The sequence below is a fragment of the Pseudoxanthomonas composti genome (assembly GCF_004122095.1).
Taxonomy (GTDB): domain Bacteria; phylum Pseudomonadota; class Gammaproteobacteria; order Xanthomonadales; family Xanthomonadaceae; genus Pseudoxanthomonas_A; species Pseudoxanthomonas_A composti.
In genome coordinates this window covers 1-16,792 of record NZ_SAWZ01000016.1, presented here as the reverse complement: position 1 = coordinate 16,792, position 16,792 = coordinate 1, and the positions used below count along the sequence as shown (strand labels likewise).

General features: G+C 69.1%; 14 protein-coding genes. 2 read left to right on the top strand and 12 right to left on the bottom strand.

Going from position 1 to position 16,792, the window contains the following annotated elements:
* Nucleotides 1-102: 102 nt before the first annotated feature.
* From EPA99_RS18165 to EPA99_RS18130, 8 genes are all read right to left on the bottom strand, one after another.
* Nucleotides 103-888: an enoyl-CoA hydratase/isomerase family protein gene (locus EPA99_RS18165; protein ID WP_129472677.1), complete on the bottom strand. Its 786-nt coding sequence runs from the start codon at nucleotides 886-888 to the stop codon at nucleotides 103-105.
* Nucleotides 889-923: 35 nt separating this feature from the next.
* On the bottom strand, nucleotides 924-2,450 hold the full coding sequence (locus EPA99_RS18160; RefSeq protein ID WP_129472676.1) for an AMP-binding protein: 1,527 nt from the start codon (nucleotides 2,448-2,450) through the stop codon (nucleotides 924-926).
* Nucleotides 2,443-2,955: a (2Fe-2S)-binding protein gene (locus EPA99_RS18155; protein ID WP_129472675.1), complete on the bottom strand. Its 513-nt coding sequence runs from the start codon at nucleotides 2,953-2,955 to the stop codon at nucleotides 2,443-2,445. The genes EPA99_RS18160 and EPA99_RS18155 overlap by 8 nt, the downstream gene beginning before the upstream one ends.
* Complete coding sequence (locus EPA99_RS18150; protein WP_129472674.1) at nucleotides 2,943-3,770, bottom strand: FAD binding domain-containing protein; 828 nt, start codon at nucleotides 3,768-3,770, stop codon at nucleotides 2,943-2,945. The genes EPA99_RS18155 and EPA99_RS18150 overlap by 13 nt, the downstream gene beginning before the upstream one ends.
* Nucleotides 3,767-6,760 (bottom strand): xanthine dehydrogenase family protein molybdopterin-binding subunit, encoded by a 2,994-nt coding sequence (locus EPA99_RS18145; protein ID WP_129472673.1) that lies wholly within the window; start codon nucleotides 6,758-6,760, stop codon nucleotides 3,767-3,769. The genes EPA99_RS18150 and EPA99_RS18145 overlap by 4 nt, the downstream gene beginning before the upstream one ends.
* Complete coding sequence (locus EPA99_RS18140; RefSeq protein WP_129472672.1) at nucleotides 6,757-8,184, bottom strand: sodium:solute symporter family protein; 1,428 nt, start codon at nucleotides 8,182-8,184, stop codon at nucleotides 6,757-6,759. Before EPA99_RS18140 ends, EPA99_RS18145 begins: the two co-directional genes overlap by 4 nt.
* A 142-nt stretch (nucleotides 8,185-8,326) precedes the next feature.
* A complete protein-coding gene (locus EPA99_RS18135) occupies nucleotides 8,327-9,568 on the bottom strand; it encodes an alpha-hydroxy acid oxidase (protein WP_206733804.1) in 1,242 nt (413 codons plus the stop codon).
* Nucleotides 9,558-11,279, bottom strand: a complete 1,722-nt coding sequence (locus EPA99_RS18130) for a thiamine pyrophosphate-requiring protein (RefSeq protein ID WP_129472671.1) — start codon at nucleotides 11,277-11,279, stop codon at nucleotides 9,558-9,560. The genes EPA99_RS18135 and EPA99_RS18130 overlap by 11 nt, the downstream gene beginning before the upstream one ends.
* A gap of 771 nt (nucleotides 11,280-12,050) precedes the next feature.
* Here EPA99_RS18130 and EPA99_RS18125 point away from each other — a divergent pair.
* The gene (locus EPA99_RS18125; protein WP_129472670.1) at nucleotides 12,051-12,539 is read left to right on the top strand and encodes a hypothetical protein; all 489 of its coding nucleotides are present in this window, start codon (nucleotides 12,051-12,053) and stop codon (nucleotides 12,537-12,539) included.
* Between the two features lie 251 nt (nucleotides 12,540-12,790).
* Here EPA99_RS18125 and EPA99_RS18120 read toward each other — a convergent pair whose 3' ends face one another.
* The 4 genes from EPA99_RS18120 to EPA99_RS18105 form a co-directional block, all read right to left on the bottom strand.
* Nucleotides 12,791-13,177: a hypothetical protein gene (locus tag EPA99_RS18120; protein ID WP_129472669.1), complete on the bottom strand. Its 387-nt coding sequence runs from the start codon at nucleotides 13,175-13,177 to the stop codon at nucleotides 12,791-12,793.
* Nucleotides 13,178-13,347: 170 nt separating this feature from the next.
* Nucleotides 13,348-14,169 (bottom strand): alpha/beta hydrolase family protein, encoded by an 822-nt coding sequence (locus tag EPA99_RS18115; RefSeq protein WP_129472668.1) that lies wholly within the window; start codon nucleotides 14,167-14,169, stop codon nucleotides 13,348-13,350.
* A complete protein-coding gene (locus tag EPA99_RS18110) occupies nucleotides 14,153-15,250 on the bottom strand; it encodes a DUF3182 family protein (RefSeq protein ID WP_129472667.1) in 1,098 nt (365 codons plus the stop codon). Before EPA99_RS18110 ends, EPA99_RS18115 begins: the two co-directional genes overlap by 17 nt.
* A 231-nt stretch (nucleotides 15,251-15,481) precedes the next feature.
* The gene (locus EPA99_RS18105; protein ID WP_129472666.1) at nucleotides 15,482-15,763 is read right to left on the bottom strand and encodes a hypothetical protein; all 282 of its coding nucleotides are present in this window, start codon (nucleotides 15,761-15,763) and stop codon (nucleotides 15,482-15,484) included.
* 184 nt (nucleotides 15,764-15,947) lie between these two features.
* Here EPA99_RS18105 and EPA99_RS18100 point away from each other — a divergent pair, with 184 nt between their 5' ends.
* Nucleotides 15,948-16,142 (top strand): hypothetical protein, encoded by a 195-nt coding sequence (locus EPA99_RS18100; RefSeq protein WP_164978704.1) that lies wholly within the window; start codon nucleotides 15,948-15,950, stop codon nucleotides 16,140-16,142.
* Nucleotides 16,143-16,792 lie beyond the last annotated feature (650 nt).

Below are 16,792 nucleotides of genomic sequence, written 5' to 3'. Positions count from 1 at the left end.
CCGCGCCCACCCATGTCCGCACCACCCCGCCCGCGCGCGAGCGCGTCAACGCATGACCCGGGCCTGGCGCCCGCGTCATGTCCCTGCCTTGCTTGCCGACGATCAGCTGCCCTGGAAATTGGGCTTGCGCTTGGCGTGGAAGGCCTCCACGCCCTCGCGGAAGTCGTCCGAGCTGCGCAGGCGGCTGTAGCAGTGGCCTTCCAGCTCGATCGCCGTGGACAGCGAGGCGTCCTCGGTGTCGTTGAGCAGCTTCTTGGCCGTGCGCTGGGCCAGCGGCGAGAAGCCGACCAGCTCCCTGACCAGCGCCGCGGTAGCTGCTTCCAGCTCGCTATCGGCGACCAGCTCGGTGGCGATGCCCCAGTCGTAGGCCTGCTGCGCCTTGATGCGCTTGGAGCGCATGACGATGTCCTTGGTGCGGGTGATGCCGACGATCTTCTGCAGGCGCGCCGAGCCGCCCGAGCCCGGGATCTGTCCCAGCTTCTGCTCCGGCAGCGCGTATTCCACCGTCTCGGACACCAGGCGGAAATCGCAGGCCAGCGAAATCTCGAAGCCCACCCCGAAGGTGTAGCCGCGGTTGGCCGCGATCACCGGCTTGCGCGCGCGCGCCGGCGCGGCGATGTTCCAGGCCAGGTGCGAGACGTGCTCGGGCGAGGCTTCCAGGAAGCCCATGATGTAGCCGCCGGAGGAGAAGTGCTCGCCTTCGGCGCGCAGCACGATCACCCGCACGCGCGCGTCGGCATCGAGCTGCTCGAACGCCAGGCGCAGCGCATCGCGCTGCTCCATGCTGATGGTGTTGAAGGGGCCGCGGTCGAGGACGATGTCCCCGCGCTGGGCGTCGGCGTCGATCTCGATGCGGAAGCCGTCGAGGGTTTCGGTGGTGTGGCTCATGGAATCAACCTTTCTTCGAAGTGCGGGGGGACGCGTCAGGCCGACGCGGGGGCGTACTCGCCGGCGGTCAGCTTGCGACGCAGCAGCTTGCCCACGGGCGACTTGGGGATCTCATCGACGAACACGAACCGGCGTGGCCGCTTGAAGTTGGCCAGCTTGGAGTCGCGGCACCAGGCGTCGAGCTCTTCCTCGGTGACCGCGCCGGAGCGCTTGATGAAGGCGGTGACCACGCTGCCCCAGCGCTCGTCGGGCAGGCCGACCACGGCCACCTCGTCGACCTTGGGATGCAGCGAGAGATGGCTTTCGATCTCCACCGGCGAGACGTTCTCGCCGCCGGAAATGATCATGTCGTCCACCCGGCCGGTGACGAACAGATCGCCGTCATCGTCCACGTAGCCGGTGTCACCGGTGAAGTACCAGCCATCGCGCAGCGACTTGGCATCGGCATCCGGCCGCCGCCAGTAGCCCTCGAAGGCCTCGTCCCCGGCGAGCAGCGCGATGATCTGGCCTTCCTCGTTGGCCTGGGCGCGCTGCTCGGCCGAACTCGCCTCCAGCGTGACCACCCGGATCATCTGGTTGATGCCCGAGCGGCCGGCGCTGCCCGGCTTGGACGGCGCATCGTCCTCGATGGTGAAGGTGTAGACCTCCGAGGACCCGTAATGATTGACGAACAGGTCCGGCCTGAAGGCCTCGGCCAGCTTCTTGAGCAGGCCATCGGTCATCGAGGCGCCGGCATAGCCCAGCTTGCGCACCGAGGACACATCGGTGGCGGCGAAGTCCGGGTGATGCACGACGTCGTGGTACAGGGTCGGCACCAGGTACAGGTTGTCGATCCGCTCGGCGGCGATCAGCTTCAGCGCGGCGGCCGCGTCGAACTTGGGCAGGCACACGAACACGCCGTTGATGCTGGCGCTGGCCAGCAGCGAGCGCACGCCCATGGTGTGGTACAGCGGCATCACCCCCAGGGTGCGCTCGCCGTTGCCGTAGCGGTTCTGCGCGATATGCGCGATGGCCGCCGCCCGTTCGGCGCGGTGCCGGCGCGGCACGCCCTTGGGCTTGGAGGTGGTGCCGGAGGTGTAGAGCATCAGCGACCAGTCCTCGGCACTGGCGCGCGGCCTGGCCGGCGGCGCGTCCAGTTCCAGCCAGTCGGCAAAACGCTGCGCGCCGGGTCGGTCGGTGTCCAGGGTGACGTGCAGCACCGATTCGTCCAGCCCGGCGGCAGCGATCGACTTGGCTGGCGCGTCCTCGTACACGATCACGCGCGCTTCGGCGTCGTGCACGCAGAAGCCCACGTCCTCGGCCGTGGCCCGCCAGTTGAGCGGGGTCAGGATCACTCCGGCGAACTGGCAGGCCCAGTGCAGGGTGGCCGCCTCCCAGCGGTTGCGCAGCACGCTGACCACGTGGTCGCCGTGCCGCACGCCGGCCGCGTCCAGCGCGGCCACCACCGCGGAGATGGCGTGGTACCACGCCTCATAGCTCAGCCGGGTGTCGCCGTCGACGATGGCCAGGGCCTTGGGGTTGCGTTCGACGCTGGCCAGGAAACTGGTGCCGAGATCAAGCATGTGCGCGTTCCTCCTTCAGCCGCTGCTGCGCGTGCAAGGCGGCCTTGATGATGGTGACGTAGCCGGTGCACCGACACAGATGGCCGGAGAGCATGTCCTTGAGCGCCTGCTCGCTGGCATCGGGCTGCGCGCGCAGGAAGCCCTCCAGCGACATCAGGATTCCCGGCGTGCAGAACCCGCATTGCAGGCCGTGGTGCTGGCGAAAGGACTCCTGCAGCACGCCCAGGGTGTGGCCGCCATCGGGCGAGAGGCCCTCCACGGTCTCCACCTGCGCACCGTCGCTCTGCACGGCCAGGGCCAGGCACGCGCGCGCCGGCACGCCGTCGATCAGCACCGTGCAGGCACCGCAGACGCCGTGCTCGCAGCCCACGTGGGTGCCGGTGGCGCCCAGTTCGTGACGCAGGAAGTCCGACAGCAGCGTGCGCGGCTCGGCCAACCCTTCGACCTTGCGTCCGTTGAGGGTCAGGGCCACGGGGTGGCGCAGGTGGGCGCTCAGTTTCGGCATCGCAAAGCCTCCTCGATGGTCTCCCGGCCCAGGCGACGGACCAGCTCGCGGCGATAGCGCGCGCTGGCGTGCAGGTCATCGCGCGCGTCCAGGTCCCAGGCGTATTGGTTGAGGGCGTCGTCGAAATCCGACGCGCCCGGCAGCGGCAGCTCGCGCACCGTGGGGATGTCGGCCACCCCGCCCACGCCCAGGCGGATACCCTCGCCAGTGGCAACCGCGGCACAGGCGACGATGGCGAAATCGCCATGGCGGCGGGCCACCTCGCCAAAGGCGTAGCCGGCGCCGGGCTGCGCGGCGGGAAAGGTCACCGACTCGATCAGCTCGGTGTCGCCGCGCGCGGTGGCCATCATGCCGACGAAGAACTCCGCGGCAGGAATGGAGCGTGCCTTCTTGCGATGGCGCAGCTGCAGGGAGCCGCCCAGAGTGAGCAGGCACAGCGGCTGCTCGGCGCTGGGGTCGGCATGGGCGATCGAGCCGACCACGGTGCCGCGGTTGCGTGTCTGCGTGTGGCCGACCCACGGCAGCGCCTTGGCCAGCAAGGGCAGGCGCGGATCGCGGCCAGCCCAGTCCAGCAGCGTGGCCTGGCGCACGCCGGCGCCGACGCGGATGCCGGCATCGCTGGCCTCGATGCCGGACAGCGATGCCACCTGCATCACGTCCACCAGCACGCCCGGCTTGGCCAGGCGCATGTTCAGCATCGGCACCAGCGACTGGCCGCCGGCGATGATGCGCGCCTGGTCGCCGTGCTCGTGCAGCTGTGCCAGCACCTCCTCGCGCGAGTCGGCGCGCACATAGTCGAACGGCGCCGGCTTCACAGGCCCACCCCCAGCTTGCGCAGCACGCGCTTGCACCAGCCGACCAAGCCACCGCTGCCGCCGCCGGCCTTGGCCGCCAGGCCGTCGAACAGCTGGCCGATCACCACCTTGGCCGCGCCATCCAGCAGGCGCCCGCCAATGGAGGCGACCTTGCCACCGATGACCACCTCGTACCGGTAATGGATCTCGGTCTGGCCCGGCGCCGGTTCGGCCAAGGTCACCGCGCCACTGCCGTTGCCGAAGCCCAGCGCGCCGGTGGTGGTGCCCTTGAGCGTGAGCGACTCCGGCGCCTGCAGGTCGTGCAGGCCGACCTTGGCCTTGTAGCGGCCCTTGACCGGGCCGATCCCCAAGGTGACATCGGCGGTGAACTCAGTCGGCGAGGGCTTTTCGATGCCATGCGCGCCGGGGATCACCGAGGCCAGCGTGTCTGCGTCCAGCAACATGTCCCAGACCTGCTGGCGCGGCGCGGCGACCTTGGCCACGCCTTCGCCGATGAGCTTGCGCTCGCCCGGCTTGGCCGGTGGCGCGGACTTGCGGGCCAGCGGCCGCGAGGGCGGGGCCTCCTGGCCATGCAGGTGCGGGGCCAGGCGCGAGGGCAGCAGCGGCAGTTCCACATCGGCGATGGACAGCGCATCGGCCACGGCGTTGGCCAGGCAGACCGGGGTGGACATGCAGTTGCCCTCGCCCACGCCCTTGGCACCGAGCGGGGTGAACGGCGAAGGCGTCTCGTGGTGCAGGATCAGCGGCGGCACCACCTCGCACACGGTGGGCACCAGATAGTCGGCCAGGGTGCCGGACAGGAAGCTGCCGTCCTCGCCATAGCTGTGCTCTTCGTACAGCGCCGCGCCCAGCGCATGCGCGTAGCCGCCGTTGACCTGCCCGGCCACCATGCCCGGGTGCAGGATGCGGCCGCAGTCGTGCATGGTCACGTATTTGTCGATGCGCACCTGCGCGGTGTCGCGGTCGATCTCCACGCCGCAGAAATCGAAGATGAAGCCGTGGCACAGCGAGCTGTTGACCCCGTCCTGCCCGTCCGGCGCGGTCAGCTGCGGCGGCGTCCAGAACGCGGTCTCGCGGATGGCATGGTCCACCCCGTCCGGCAGCGTCCCCGGCGCCCAGTGGCTGGCCGAGGCCACGCGCGCGAACGGCAGCGGCTTGGCCGCACCGCCCTGCTGGCGCAGCGTGCCCTCGACGAATTCGATCTCGTCCCACTGGCAGCCCAGCTGCGCCGCGGCGATCCTGGCCAGCTTCTCGCGCAGGCGCGTGGCGGCGATATGCGCCGCGCCGGCCACCGCCGCGGCAAAGCGGCTGGAATAGTTGCCCGAAGCGATCGACCAGGCATCGCGCGCGGTGTCCATCTCGGTGACCACGCGGATCTGCGCCGGGGTCAGGCCGAAGGCGTCGGCCACCACCTGCGCGATCACCGTGCGATGGCCCTGGCCCTGGGGCACCGAAGCCACGTGCACGCTGACCGAGCCGACCGCATCGATCTGGATGGTGGCCGTGGCCTGCGCACCGTTCTTGGGGCCGGCCTTGATGCGCTGCTCGGGGGTGAGCACGGCGGTGATGTAGCCCATGTTGGACACGCTGGGCTCGACCGCGGCGGTGAAGCCGATGCCGTAGTGCCGGCCTTGCGCGCGCGCGGCGTCGCGGCGGGCGATCAGCTCGGCCAGGCCGCCCTCTTCCACCGCCCGCTCCACCGCGGTCAGGTAATCGCCCGAGTCCAGCAGCGCGCCGGTGGCGGTGCGGTACGGAAACGCCTCGGCCGGCACCAGGTTGCGGCGGATGACCTCCAGCGGGTCCAGGCGCAGCTCGATGGCGATGCGCTGCATCAGCCGTTCCAGCGCGAAGTACACCTGCGGGCCGCCGAAGCCGCGGTTGAGCCCGGTCGGCATCTTGTTGGTCAGCACCACCCGGTTGTGGATGGACACGTGCGCAATGTCATACGCCCCGGTCATGTTGCCGTGCATGCGGTACAGCGTGGCCGGCTCGGGCGCGCGCAGGTGCGCGCCGCAATCTTCCAGCTGATGCCAGGCCAAGGCGCGCACGCGGCCGTCGGCGTCCACCGCCGCCTCCAGCGTGGTGTCGCGATTGGTGGCGCAGACCGAGGCGGACAGATGCTCCAGCCGATCCTCCACCCACTTCACCGGGCACCTGGCCACACGCGCGGCCACCGCGATCAGCACGATGTAGGGAAAGATGCCCTGCTTGATGCCATAGCTGCCGCCGGACTCGGGCGGGGTGCGCAGGCGCAGGCGATTGCCCGGCACCTTCAACGCCCGCGAGATCACCGCATGGATGCTGAAGGGGCCCTGGAAATTGGCCAGCACGTCGTAGCCGTCGATGCCGGGGTCGTATTCGGCCAGCACCCCGTAGCATTCGATCGGCGTGCAGCTGTTGCGCGGGTAGCGCACGTCCACCGACACGCGATGGGCGGCCTGGGCGAAGGCGGCGTCCGGATCGCCGTAGCGGAAGGCGCGCTCGCTGGCGATGTTGCCGCCCAGGCCTTCGTGCAACACCGGCGCATCGGGCGCGATGGCCCGCTGCGGGTCGACCACCGCCTCCAGCGCCTCGTACTCGACCTCGATCAGCTCCATCGCGTCTTCGGCCAGGTAGCGGTCGCGCGCGACCACCACGGCCACCGGCTCGCCCACATAGCGCACCCGGTCGGTGGCGATGGGCCAGCATTCGATCGGCGCCTTCACGCCCACCACCAGGCTGGTGGTCAGGCGCTGGATGTCCGCGCCGGTCAGCACCGCCTCCACACCCGGCAGCGCGCGTGCCTTGTCCGCATCGATGCGCAGCACCCGCGCATGGCCGTGCGGCGAGCGCAGGATCGCCGCATGCTGCGTGCGCGGCGGCACGCCGATGTCGTCGAAATAGCGGCCGCGCCCGCTCAGCAGCGCGGCGTCTTCCACGCGCGGCAGCGAGCGCCCGGTCCACTGGCCGGGTGCGAGCGTCTGATCGTGTTCGAGCGTGTCCTGGGTCATCGTGCCTTGGAGTTCAACTTCTCTGTGATCGGCACGTCCGACGGTGCGCTGCCACGGAACACGTGGCTCAGCGTCATCACCACCAGCGGGATGGTCAGGGCGATGTAGGCGTTGTCGATGCCGAAGGGATTGCCGGCCAGGAACCAGCCGATGGTGCCTACCAGCGACAGTCCGATGCTGACGATGGCGCCGGCGCGGGTGCCGAAGCGCGGCGAATAGAACGCCATGAACACCAGCACCGCCAGCGCCGCGCGCAAGGCCTTGGCCAGGAAGGTCACCTTGACCACGTCGGCGGCCAGCAGCGACAGCACCAGCGGCAGCGCGCCCACCAGCACCGTGGCGGCGCGTACGAAGAACAGCGCGCGCCTGTCGTCGGCATCGCGCCCGGTGATGGGCAGGTAGAAATCCTTGAGCAGCAGCGTGGCCGTGCCGATGTTGAGCGCGGAGATGGTGCCGAAGGCGGCCGCGGCCAGCCCGGCGACCACCACCGTGGCCATGACCCGGTTCATGTCGGCGATCAGCGAGGGGAAGGCCTTGATCGACTCGATGCCCGGATACAGCACCAGCGCGCACATGCCCACCAGCGCGGCGGCGAAGCCGAACGGGATCAGGTACAGCGAGGCGTACACCGAGGCGCTGCGCGCCTTGTGCCCATCGCTGACCGTGGCGATGGCCTGGATCACGTACTGGGTGGCGAAGGTGGCGCCGGCGCCGGCCACCAGCCAGGCGATGATCTGCGGCCAGCCGACTTTGGTCAGCGACCAGAACTCCGGCGGCGTCTGCGCCCGCAGCGCGTCCCAGCTGCCGACCTTGTCCACGCCGAACCATAGCGCCAGGAAGATGCCGCCAAAGATGACCACGCCGTGCACGACATTGGTGTAGATCACCGAGCGCATGCCACCCACGCCCACGTAGATGGCGGCCAGCACGCCCAGCACGATGGTGGCCAGGTGGCGGTCCACGCCCAGCAGCGGCGCCAGCACCGCCCCGCCACTGGCGTAGGTGGACACAGCCACGATCTGCAGCGCGAAGATCATGATGATCGAGGTGGCGATCTTCACCTTCGGCCCGTAGGTCCTTGCGAGCACGGCAGAGATGGTGTTCTCGCCCAGCTCCTTGTACTTGCGCGCCAGCATGAAGGAGAACACCAGAAAGCCGATGCCCAGCACCGCCACGTTCCAGCCGGCGGACACGCCGTACTGGTAGGCGTACTGCGCGGTCCCGACGCTGGCCGTGGTGCCGATGAACTCGCTCATCAGCAACAGGCCGATCAGTGCGGCCGGGATGGCCTGCGAACCATGGCTGGTGCCGGAGGTGTAAGACCCGGCGTTGCGCGAATGGCGCAGCGACCAGAGGCTGATCAGGCTGAGCGCGGCCAGGTAGACCACGACCCCGATCAACACGAAGACCCGGGCCTCACCCATGGCGGCGGTCTCCCCTGCGGTACGGCTGCGGCGCGTTGGCCGGCATGCGATGAAGCTGTTGCATCGTTCGTCCCCCTCCCAGGGTGCTTGCGACGTAGAGCGAAAGTGGTGGGCCGGGCGTGCACATCGCCCGGGCAGAACATCAGCCGGGGTCCGCGCCTCCGCGTGCGGCCTGGTGCACATCGACCGCGCCGGACTGCGCCAGCGCAAGGCGGAATTCTTCTTCGAACAGCGCGGCCACATGCCGCGCGCCCGCCGCGCCCGCGGCGCCATGGCCCCACAGGAAGGCGCGCCCGGCCAGCGCCGCGTGCGCACCGCGATGCAGCGCGCGCAGCACGTCCACGCCGTGGCGCAGGCCGCCATCGACCAGCACCGTGGCCTGCCGCCCGACGCGCGCGACGATCTGCGGCAGCGCCTCAAGCGTGGCCGGCGCGGCGTCGAACTGGCGCCCGCCGTGGTTGGACACCAGCACGCCATCCATGCCCAGGCGCACCGCGCGTTCGGCGTCGTCGGCGTGCAGTACGCCCTTGACCACCATCGCCCGCGGCCAGGCCTGACGCAGGCGCGCCAGCGCCTCCCAGGTCATCGGCCCGGCCATCTGCTGGTAGACATAGGTCGCCAGCGCCTGCGTGCTCGGCCTGGAGCCCAGGTACGGTTCGAAATTACCGAAGCGTGGCTGGCCATGGCGCAGCAGGTCCAATGCCCAACGCGGCGCACCGAGCACATCCAGCAGCGTGCGCAGGCGCGGCTTGAACGGCACCACCAGCCCGTTGCGCACATCGCCCGAGCGCTTGGCGCGCACCGGCACGTCCAGCGTGACCACCAGCACCTGCGCCCCGGCCTCGGCCGCGCGTCGGATCAGGTCCAGCGACACCCGATGCTCCTGCGCAGGCACGCCATAGAGCTGGTACCAGAACACGTCCGGCGCCATCTTGCCGATGCGCTCGATGGTGGAGTTGCCCACCGAGGAGTAGACGTAGGGAACGTTCGCCGCCTGCGCGGCCGCGGCCAGCGACTCGTCGGCACCGCTGCGCAACAGCCCGGCCAGTCCCATCGGCGCCACGCCCAAGGGCATGGCGTAGCGCCGACCGAACAGGGTCACCCCGGGATCGACCCGGCGCACGTCCACGCCATAGCGCGGGGTGATCCGGCAGGCGTCGAGCGCGGCGCGATTGCGCCGCAGGCACACGTCATCGCCCAGCCCGTTGCCGACGAAATCGCCGGCAAAGCGCGGCGCGCGTCGACGCGCGGCGCGCTCCAGGTCGTCCACCGTCGGGTAGCGCCGGCGCAGCGCAGCGGCCGCGCCGGTCAGGCCCCCACTGCCCCAGCCCCGGCTGACCGGCGCGGCGGGCCGTGGCGTGGCCAGGGCCTGCTCAGTACTCACAGATCACGTTGACCAGTGCCTGGCGACCGCCGCGCACGGCAGCCACGGCCTGCGCCAGGGCATCGGGCAGGTCATCGGCGTGTTCCACCCGCAGGCCCAGGCCGCCACTGGCCTGCACCGCATGCTCGAAGCGCGGCGAAGGCGAGAGCTCGGCCAGCATGCGGTGCGCGTCCTGGGCCGCATGACCCTGCCCGTACATCGCCTTGGTCGAGTTGCGCACCGCGCCGTACAGCGCGTTGTTGAAGATCACCGTCAGCACCGGCAGGTCGTGCGCCTGTCCGACCCAGTGGCAGGCGGTGGGGTTGGCGAAGATGTAGGCGCCATCGCCCAGCGTGGCCACCACCAGCCTGTCCGGCGCGGCCAGCTTGGCGCCCAGCGCCGCGCCCAGTCCCCAGCCCAGGCCGCCGGCCGGACTCAGGCCGAAGTAGGTGTTGGGCTGGGTCTGCGGGCACTGCGGTTGGCGCAGCGGATACTCGTTGACGATGATCGCGTCCTCGCCCACGGCCTGGTGCAGGCAGGCGCTGATCCACTCGGGCGTGATGGCGCCCTCGGGCTGGGCCGCCGCCTGCTGCCACTGCGCGCGCAGGCGCTGCTGGCGGGCGGCATTGGCGGTGGTGCGGGCCTGGCGCAGGTCGGCATCGACCCCGCCGCGCAGATCGATGGCCTCGGCCAGCGCCTGCAGCAGCACGTCGGCGGTCCCGGTCACGGCCAGGTCGGTGCGGAAGCTGCGCATGGGATAGCGCGCATACACCGGGTCCTCGCCCAGGTGCGCCACCCGGCAATCGGGCGGCGGCGCCTGCACGGCCGGGACCCACGGCACGTCGCAGTCCAGGGCGATGACCAGGTCGGCCTCGGCCAGCAGCGGCGCGGGGTCATAGCCGGCGAACAGGGGATGTTCGGCGGAGATGTTCTGGAAGCGCGGGTGAAACACCGCCACCGGGATGCCGAAGCGCTCGGCGAAGGAGGACAGCGCCTCGAAGCCGGCCAGGGTGCGCCCGGCGCTGGCGGTGACGATCACCGGATGCCGCGCCTGGCGGATCCAGCCGGCCAGGGCATCGATATCCTCCGGGTCCGGACGCGGCGGCGCCGGTGCCTTCAACGGCGTCGGCGCGGCGAGCGAGGCGCCGACCGATTCAGCCAGCACATCGCGCGGCAGGGTGACGTAGGTCGGCCCGCGCGGGGAGGTCATCGCCACCTGCATGGCCCGGCGCACGATGTCGCCGGCCTGCTCGGGCAGGTGCAGCTCGTAGTCCCACTTGACCGCCTCGCGGATCATGCCGGCCTGGTCGAACATTTCCTGCGCCCAATGGATGTAGCGCGTGCGGGTGCCGTGGCGGCCCTGTTCGGAATACGGCGAGCGCCCGGCGAACAGCAGCACCGGCGTCTGGTCGCGGCTGGCGTCGAGCGCGGCGTTGATGGTGTTGGCCGTGCCCACGTTGACGTGCACCATCACCGCCTGCGGCTGGCCATCGATCATGTAGCTGCCATGGGCCATGGCCACGGCCAGGTTCTCGTGCGGGATCACCATCGGCACAGGGCTGGGCGCGCCCTCCCGCGCCGCACGGGCGAAGGCCTCGGCGATCGGCGGAAAGTCGGTTCCGCCATTGGCGAAGAAGTAGCGCACGCCTGCCTGAGCCAGGCTGCGCACGAACACATCGGCCGCGCTGTCGTCCTGGGACGAAGCTGCGGGCAGAGCGGTTGCGGCGGTCATTCACCCCTCCAGGTGGGACGCCAGGCCTTGCCGGGCGCCACGTGTCGACTTGCCGATCACCACCGGACCTGAGGTCCCTCGCGGTGATCGCGTCTGGACTCTAACGACCGCCGCACGATCAGAACAAGTAATGATTAATTATCCTCTCGATCATCCGGAGTGATTCTTTTGCCTTCGGCGTCCGCACCCGACATGCGAGTCCGCAACCCACGCCACTCCCTACAGGCGGCGGGCGAGCGGGGCCATCCCCGTAGGGTGGACAACGCGAAGCTTGTCCACCGAGCCCCGAGCGCCCCGTCGATGCCGCGACGTGATGGTGGATGGAAAAGCGCCATCCACCCTACGTAGGGTGGACACCGCGAAGCTTGTCCACCAAGCCCCGAGCGCCCAGTCGATGCCGCGACGCGATGGTGGATGGAAAAGCGCCATCCACCCTACGTAGGGTGGACAACGCAAAGCTTGTCCACCAAGGCCTGGCGCCCAGTAGACGCCCCGGCGAAAGACGACGGTGGATGGAAAATCGCCAGCCACCCCGCGTAGGGTGGACAACGCGAAGCTTGTCCACCGTGTTTCAGCCACCGGCTCCGTGTGACCGTAAAGCGCGCCGACCTCGAACCACGCCCCACCCGCGCCCGACGCTGCAACCATCGCAGGCCCGCACGAATGCATCCTCGTCACGGCCAAGGCGCTATCCATTGCGGCGTCGCATTCCATCTCCACCACGGCCCGGCCACCATGGACGTGTTCAGCACGCTTGCTTCCCGACATCCGATGACGGCGGTGCTGGCGGTGATCGCCTGTCTGATCGTGGGCGTGTGCATCGCTATCCAGCGCCGCGCACTTCGCACGCGCGACCTGATCGCCTCGCCTGGCCAGGACAGTCCCGACCACGCAGCGGCGCGCCAGGCGCTGGAGGCCTGGATGGACACGCTGCGCGCCCTGGAAACGCCCCTGCGCGAGGGCGATCGCGATGCGTTGCGGACCCTGCTGCGTCAGCAGCCGCTGCAGGCGCCGGCGGCCCTGGTGGCGGCGGTGGACAACCCCGCCTTTCCGGTGCGCGATGCCGAGTCGGTCCTGCGCCTGCTGCATCTGGCCGAGGACCTCGGCACGCTGCTCGATGCCGATCGCGATCTGCTCGACCAGCGCCGGGCACTGGAAGCCTTCCTGCGCACCGCAACCCTGCTGCACCAGGCGCTGACCTGTTCAGCCGCCTGCGGCGACGCCTTGCAGGCGCCGCCGCAGGTAGCGGTCGGGGTCTGAAAAATCTGCGCGGGCCAGTGATCTGACTTGCGCAAGACGCGCATCAAGCGTGCAAGCATCCTGTGGGAGCGGCTTCAGCCGCGAAGGGGCTTTGTCGGGAATGCCCCTTCGCGGCTGAAGCCGCTCCCACAGAATGCATCGGGCATGCGCCTCTTTCGCTCCATTGTCGCGCGAGGCCATTCGAATGCTTCGAGGCAGCGGGTCCGCGAATGACGCATGCGCTCGACGAACTCCGCAAAAAACAAGCGGGTTCAGTTTCGCGCCGCTTCCTGGGCCGCGGTGGATGCGCTGATCTGACGCAGCCGCTCCAACACTTCCAGCTGCGTGCGTTGCGCCTCTTCCAGCGCGCGCATGGAGACCTCGTAAGGTGCGTCGAAGCGGTTAGGCGCTTTGCGATGCGCGCCGATCCAGCGCATGGCCAGCCCACCCAGCAGGCCGCCTACCACCGCGCCGAACACGCCACCCAGTGCTGAACCAGCGTAGAACAACGCCAGCTGCCCGCCGCACACCGCCAGCACCGCGCCAGCGCCATAGTGCTTGGCCCAGCCGACGCCTCGCGACCGGCCCGCTTGCGCGCGCACGGCCTTGATCACCTCCGGATGCGCATCGCGCTGCACGCTCTCCGTGCCGTCACCCATCACCAGCATCCGTCTTCAACCTTGCAAGATCACGCCGACAGGATGGCCAGCGGACAGCCAAGATGCTGTGAACTTGGCGTCGATCATGTCGCTGAACACGGCGATTGGCAGCACGCGGTTGGCGATCAGTCAGCTGCGTGGAGCGCACGCTCGACAATGTGCAATTGCGATCAGCTCGTCGCCCTGGCTTGGGCCGTCGTATCGCCCGCCCTGGACTCGCGCTTGCGCTCGGCCACCTTGGCACGCGCCGCATGCTCGCGCGCGCCGACCACCATCTCGGTCAGCCACTTGATCAGCACGGTGGTGTAGGCCTTCTGCGTGGCCTTCTCCGAGAACCCGTGGTCCGCATCGGCGATCACCCGCGAGGTGCGCGAGCGGGCGCGATTGAACGCAGCCATGTAGTTCTCGATCACCTGGTGCGGAATGATGCGGTCGTGTTCAGCTTCCACGATCAACGCATCGCCGCGAAACTGCGCGCACGCGGCTAGCGCGCGATTCTCCTGCCAGCTGACCTGGCGATGGCGAAACGGCACCAGGTCCGGATCCTCATGCAGGGCGCGCTTGGGCAGGTTCCAGTTCTCGTCCTTGTAGATGGCAGGGGTGCGCAATGCCAGCCAGCGCACCGGGCGCAGCGAGGACAGGATCGCCGCCAGGTAGGCGCCGTAGCTGATGCCCACCACGGTGATGGCATTGGCATCGACATTGGGCTGCTGCACGAACCAGTCGTAACAGCGCAGCAGGTCTTCCAGGTTGTGCTCGCGGGTGACCGTCTGCAGGGTCAGCGCATTGCCGTCGTGGCCGCGCAAATCGAACGTCAGGCAGACGCAACCCAGGCCGGCGGCCTCGCGCGCGCGCGTCAGATCGTGGTCCTGGCTGCCGCCCCAGCCATGCACGAACAGGACACCGGGCAGCTCGCGCGCGGGCGCGAGCAGGGTCCCGGCCAGTTCTTCCTCATCGATCCCGATCTTGACGGATTCAAGGCTGACTTCCATGCGGCATCACCATAGCGTATTTGGTCAGGAACCCCGCGCCGGCCACTTCCCCCTGGAAGTACACCACCGCGCGCTCCGGCACCGGTTCGGAATCGTAGGTTTCATAGGTCCAGGCATCGACGCTGGCAGGCGGCGCTTGGACGGCCAGGGCTTCCATTGCCAGCATCTCGGCCATCGAGGCGCCGCCAAAGCGCCAGGACTGCTCTAGCACCCCGCAACGCAGGCGGCCTTCGCCATCGCGACCACGCACCAGGTCATAGTTGCGCCGGGAGGCGAACATGGCCGGGTACGCTTGTTCGATGGCGGCTTCGTAACGTTGCACGCAACGCACCGCCTCCTCGCCGCCGTTGGGCAGCTGTGCGCTCTTCAGCGCCTCCAGCCCGCCGCGCACCACCCGTAGCTGCGAGCCGCCGTAGACGGTGCTGCCCCGAGGCGTGCGGATGTTGCGCTGGGTCCCGAAATAGGCGATCTCATGCCCAGGCACGCGCACGCAGCCGACGCTGAAGGTGTCGGCCGGGAAGAGGTCGATCTCGACCACCACGCCAGCGGCGATGTCCTCGGCCCGCAGCGCCTGCATCCAAGCCTGCAGCGAGGCCGCGTCGGTCACCACCTTCTGGTCGTTGCCGCCACGCGCGTGCGCCAGCTTGCAGCGCACCGGACCGGTCGCCAGCAGTGCCTCCACCGCGGCCTGCAGGTCGTTGGCGGTAAAGACCGAATAGCCAGGCAGGACCGCCTCGCCCAGCGCCTCGCCCAGGGCGGGGTTCCAGCCCTGCGGCGCGCCGCCCTCGCCGCCCGGCCACAGGCCATGGGAAATCAACTTTGTCGCCACGAATGGCATCGGCACCACCCCACCGAACAGCTGGCGCTCCTCGCTTATGCCAGCGGCCTCGGCCTGTTCCTGGGTCAAGGTTTCGATTGGAATGAAGTAGCCGCGCTGCGCCTGCGCATCCACGCGCCCGCCGAGCAGGACCGCCATGCGCGTGGCGAAATGCATCAGGCTGGCGTGCTCGTGCGGCGCCCGCTCGGTCTGTTCCAGTCCAAGCGGAATCACCGCGTGCGCGGATGAGGACTCGACCGACATGATCCACCTTGGCTGTACGTGGGAGACGGAACGACCTTGGCCAGCACGCGCTCCATGAAAGCTGCATCGGCGAGGGTGTCGTTTGAATTGAGCGTGCTATCGCCACTGCTGGCACAGAGCCACGCGACGTGAGCCCCACCGGGTATCTCGTTGGCATTTCCCCTGGACCTTTGGCATCCGTGCCCATCAGCACGCATCGCCCCGCGTCCAAGGCCGCTCAACGCGGTCGCATCAACGCGTCAGGGCGCATCGCGCGATGGACCACTGGGTCATGCCCCGCTGCGAGAGCAGCTTGTCGGTGCCGATCTCCAGCGCAATGGGGCAGCGCACATGCGCTTCCAGACCCAGATACATCGAGGAAAAGCCGGCCCACCACGAGTCCTCGCTCTCGCAGATACGCTCTGAACTGGCAAGGAATTCGCTGACGCTTTCAAGCGCGGCCGTCAGATCCAGCGACGCCGCGCGAAGCGCGGAAGACACCTGATCGATGACAAGGGGGGCGGTGATGGGCATACCCCATTGATCGCACTGCCGCTGTAAAACTTGCGCGAAGCAGCAATTCGCGGCCTGCTCACATGAACCGAACATGTCCGCACACAGGCTGACCATGATCCCGATCCCCCGAGGGCGCGCGATGAATCGAATATCTCCAGACCGACACGCGCTAGAGGCGCGCATGCGCGCGTTGCAGGACTGCTTGGCTTCCGCCACCGGCGCGGGCCTGACCCAGCGCTTCTTCGATCGGTGCGCGATGCAGGCGCTGGACCTGCTGGAAGACGCTGGCCCGCATGCGGCGGAACTGCAGCAGCAGATCGAGGCGATGTTCGCGCAACGCGGCATCGAGGCCTCCCGCCTGCTCGCCCACGCCGCCGAGCCCGCCACCCGCGAGTGACGCGCATCGTCCCTCTCGCCAGCACCCAGTCCCGCGACTGAGCCCGCACTCACCTGTCGGGGGCGCCAGCCCTTTCGATCCGAGGGGACACCTGTCGTAGAAGGGATGGAGCTCCGCCGCGCTTGCGGTTGCGGTTGCGGTTCCGGTTGTACCTTCTACGGCCGTCGCTGTCGTTGTCGCTCGCCTCGCTATCGCTGCTGCTGCTGTTGCCGTTGCCGTTGCCGTTGCCGTTGCCGTTGCTCGTGATCTTGCTTTTTGTACTTGATCTTCGAGCCGTAAAGCACGCCGAGCACCGGAGCAGAATTGGGGCGAAGAGGCGCGCCTGTTTGAGCGAAGCGAGTTGAGCGCCGTCCCCAATTCTGCGAGGAGCGCAGGGGACCGGGCCGCAGGCCCGGCGTGTGTCCGGCGAAGACGGTTTTGCTTACTTTTGCCAAGACAAAAGTAAGTCGCGCCTAAGGCGCGAAAGCCTTTGACCTTGCTCTTGCTTTCCGCTCTTGCTCCAAACGCTTTGGAAGGCGAAAGCGAAGCAACGGCAAAGTCAGGAGCAAGAGCTTTCGCGCTTGCAGCGCGAGTGACTTTTGTCGCGGCAAAAGTCACCAAAACCGCTTCCGCCGGACACTCGCCGCCGCTACGCGGCGGTCCCCTGCGCT

Coding starts and splice junctions, on each gene's coding strand:
- EPA99_RS18165 (WP_129472677.1), bottom strand. CDS start 888: ATGAGCCACACCACCGAAACCCTCGACGGCTTCCGCATCGAGATCGAC.
- EPA99_RS18160 (WP_129472676.1), bottom strand. CDS start 2,450: ATGCTTGATCTCGGCACCAGTTTCCTGGCCAGCGTCGAACGCAACCCC.
- EPA99_RS18155 (WP_129472675.1), bottom strand. CDS start 2,955: ATGCCGAAACTGAGCGCCCACCTGCGCCACCCCGTGGCCCTGACCCTC.
- EPA99_RS18145 (WP_129472673.1), bottom strand. CDS start 6,760: ATGACCCAGGACACGCTCGAACACGATCAGACGCTCGCACCCGGCCAG.
- EPA99_RS18140 (WP_129472672.1), bottom strand. CDS start 8,184: ATGGGTGAGGCCCGGGTCTTCGTGTTGATCGGGGTCGTGGTCTACCTG.
- EPA99_RS18130 (WP_129472671.1), bottom strand. CDS start 11,279: ATGACCGCCGCAACCGCTCTGCCCGCAGCTTCGTCCCAGGACGACAGC.
- EPA99_RS18125 (WP_129472670.1), top strand. CDS start 12,051: ATGACGGCGGTGCTGGCGGTGATCGCCTGTCTGATCGTGGGCGTGTGC.
- EPA99_RS18120 (WP_129472669.1), bottom strand. CDS start 13,177: ATGGGTGACGGCACGGAGAGCGTGCAGCGCGATGCGCATCCGGAGGTG.
- EPA99_RS18115 (WP_129472668.1), bottom strand. CDS start 14,169: ATGGAAGTCAGCCTTGAATCCGTCAAGATCGGGATCGATGAGGAAGAA.
- EPA99_RS18110 (WP_129472667.1), bottom strand. CDS start 15,250: ATGTCGGTCGAGTCCTCATCCGCGCACGCGGTGATTCCGCTTGGACTG.
- EPA99_RS18105 (WP_129472666.1), bottom strand. CDS start 15,763: ATGCCCATCACCGCCCCCCTTGTCATCGATCAGGTGTCTTCCGCGCTT.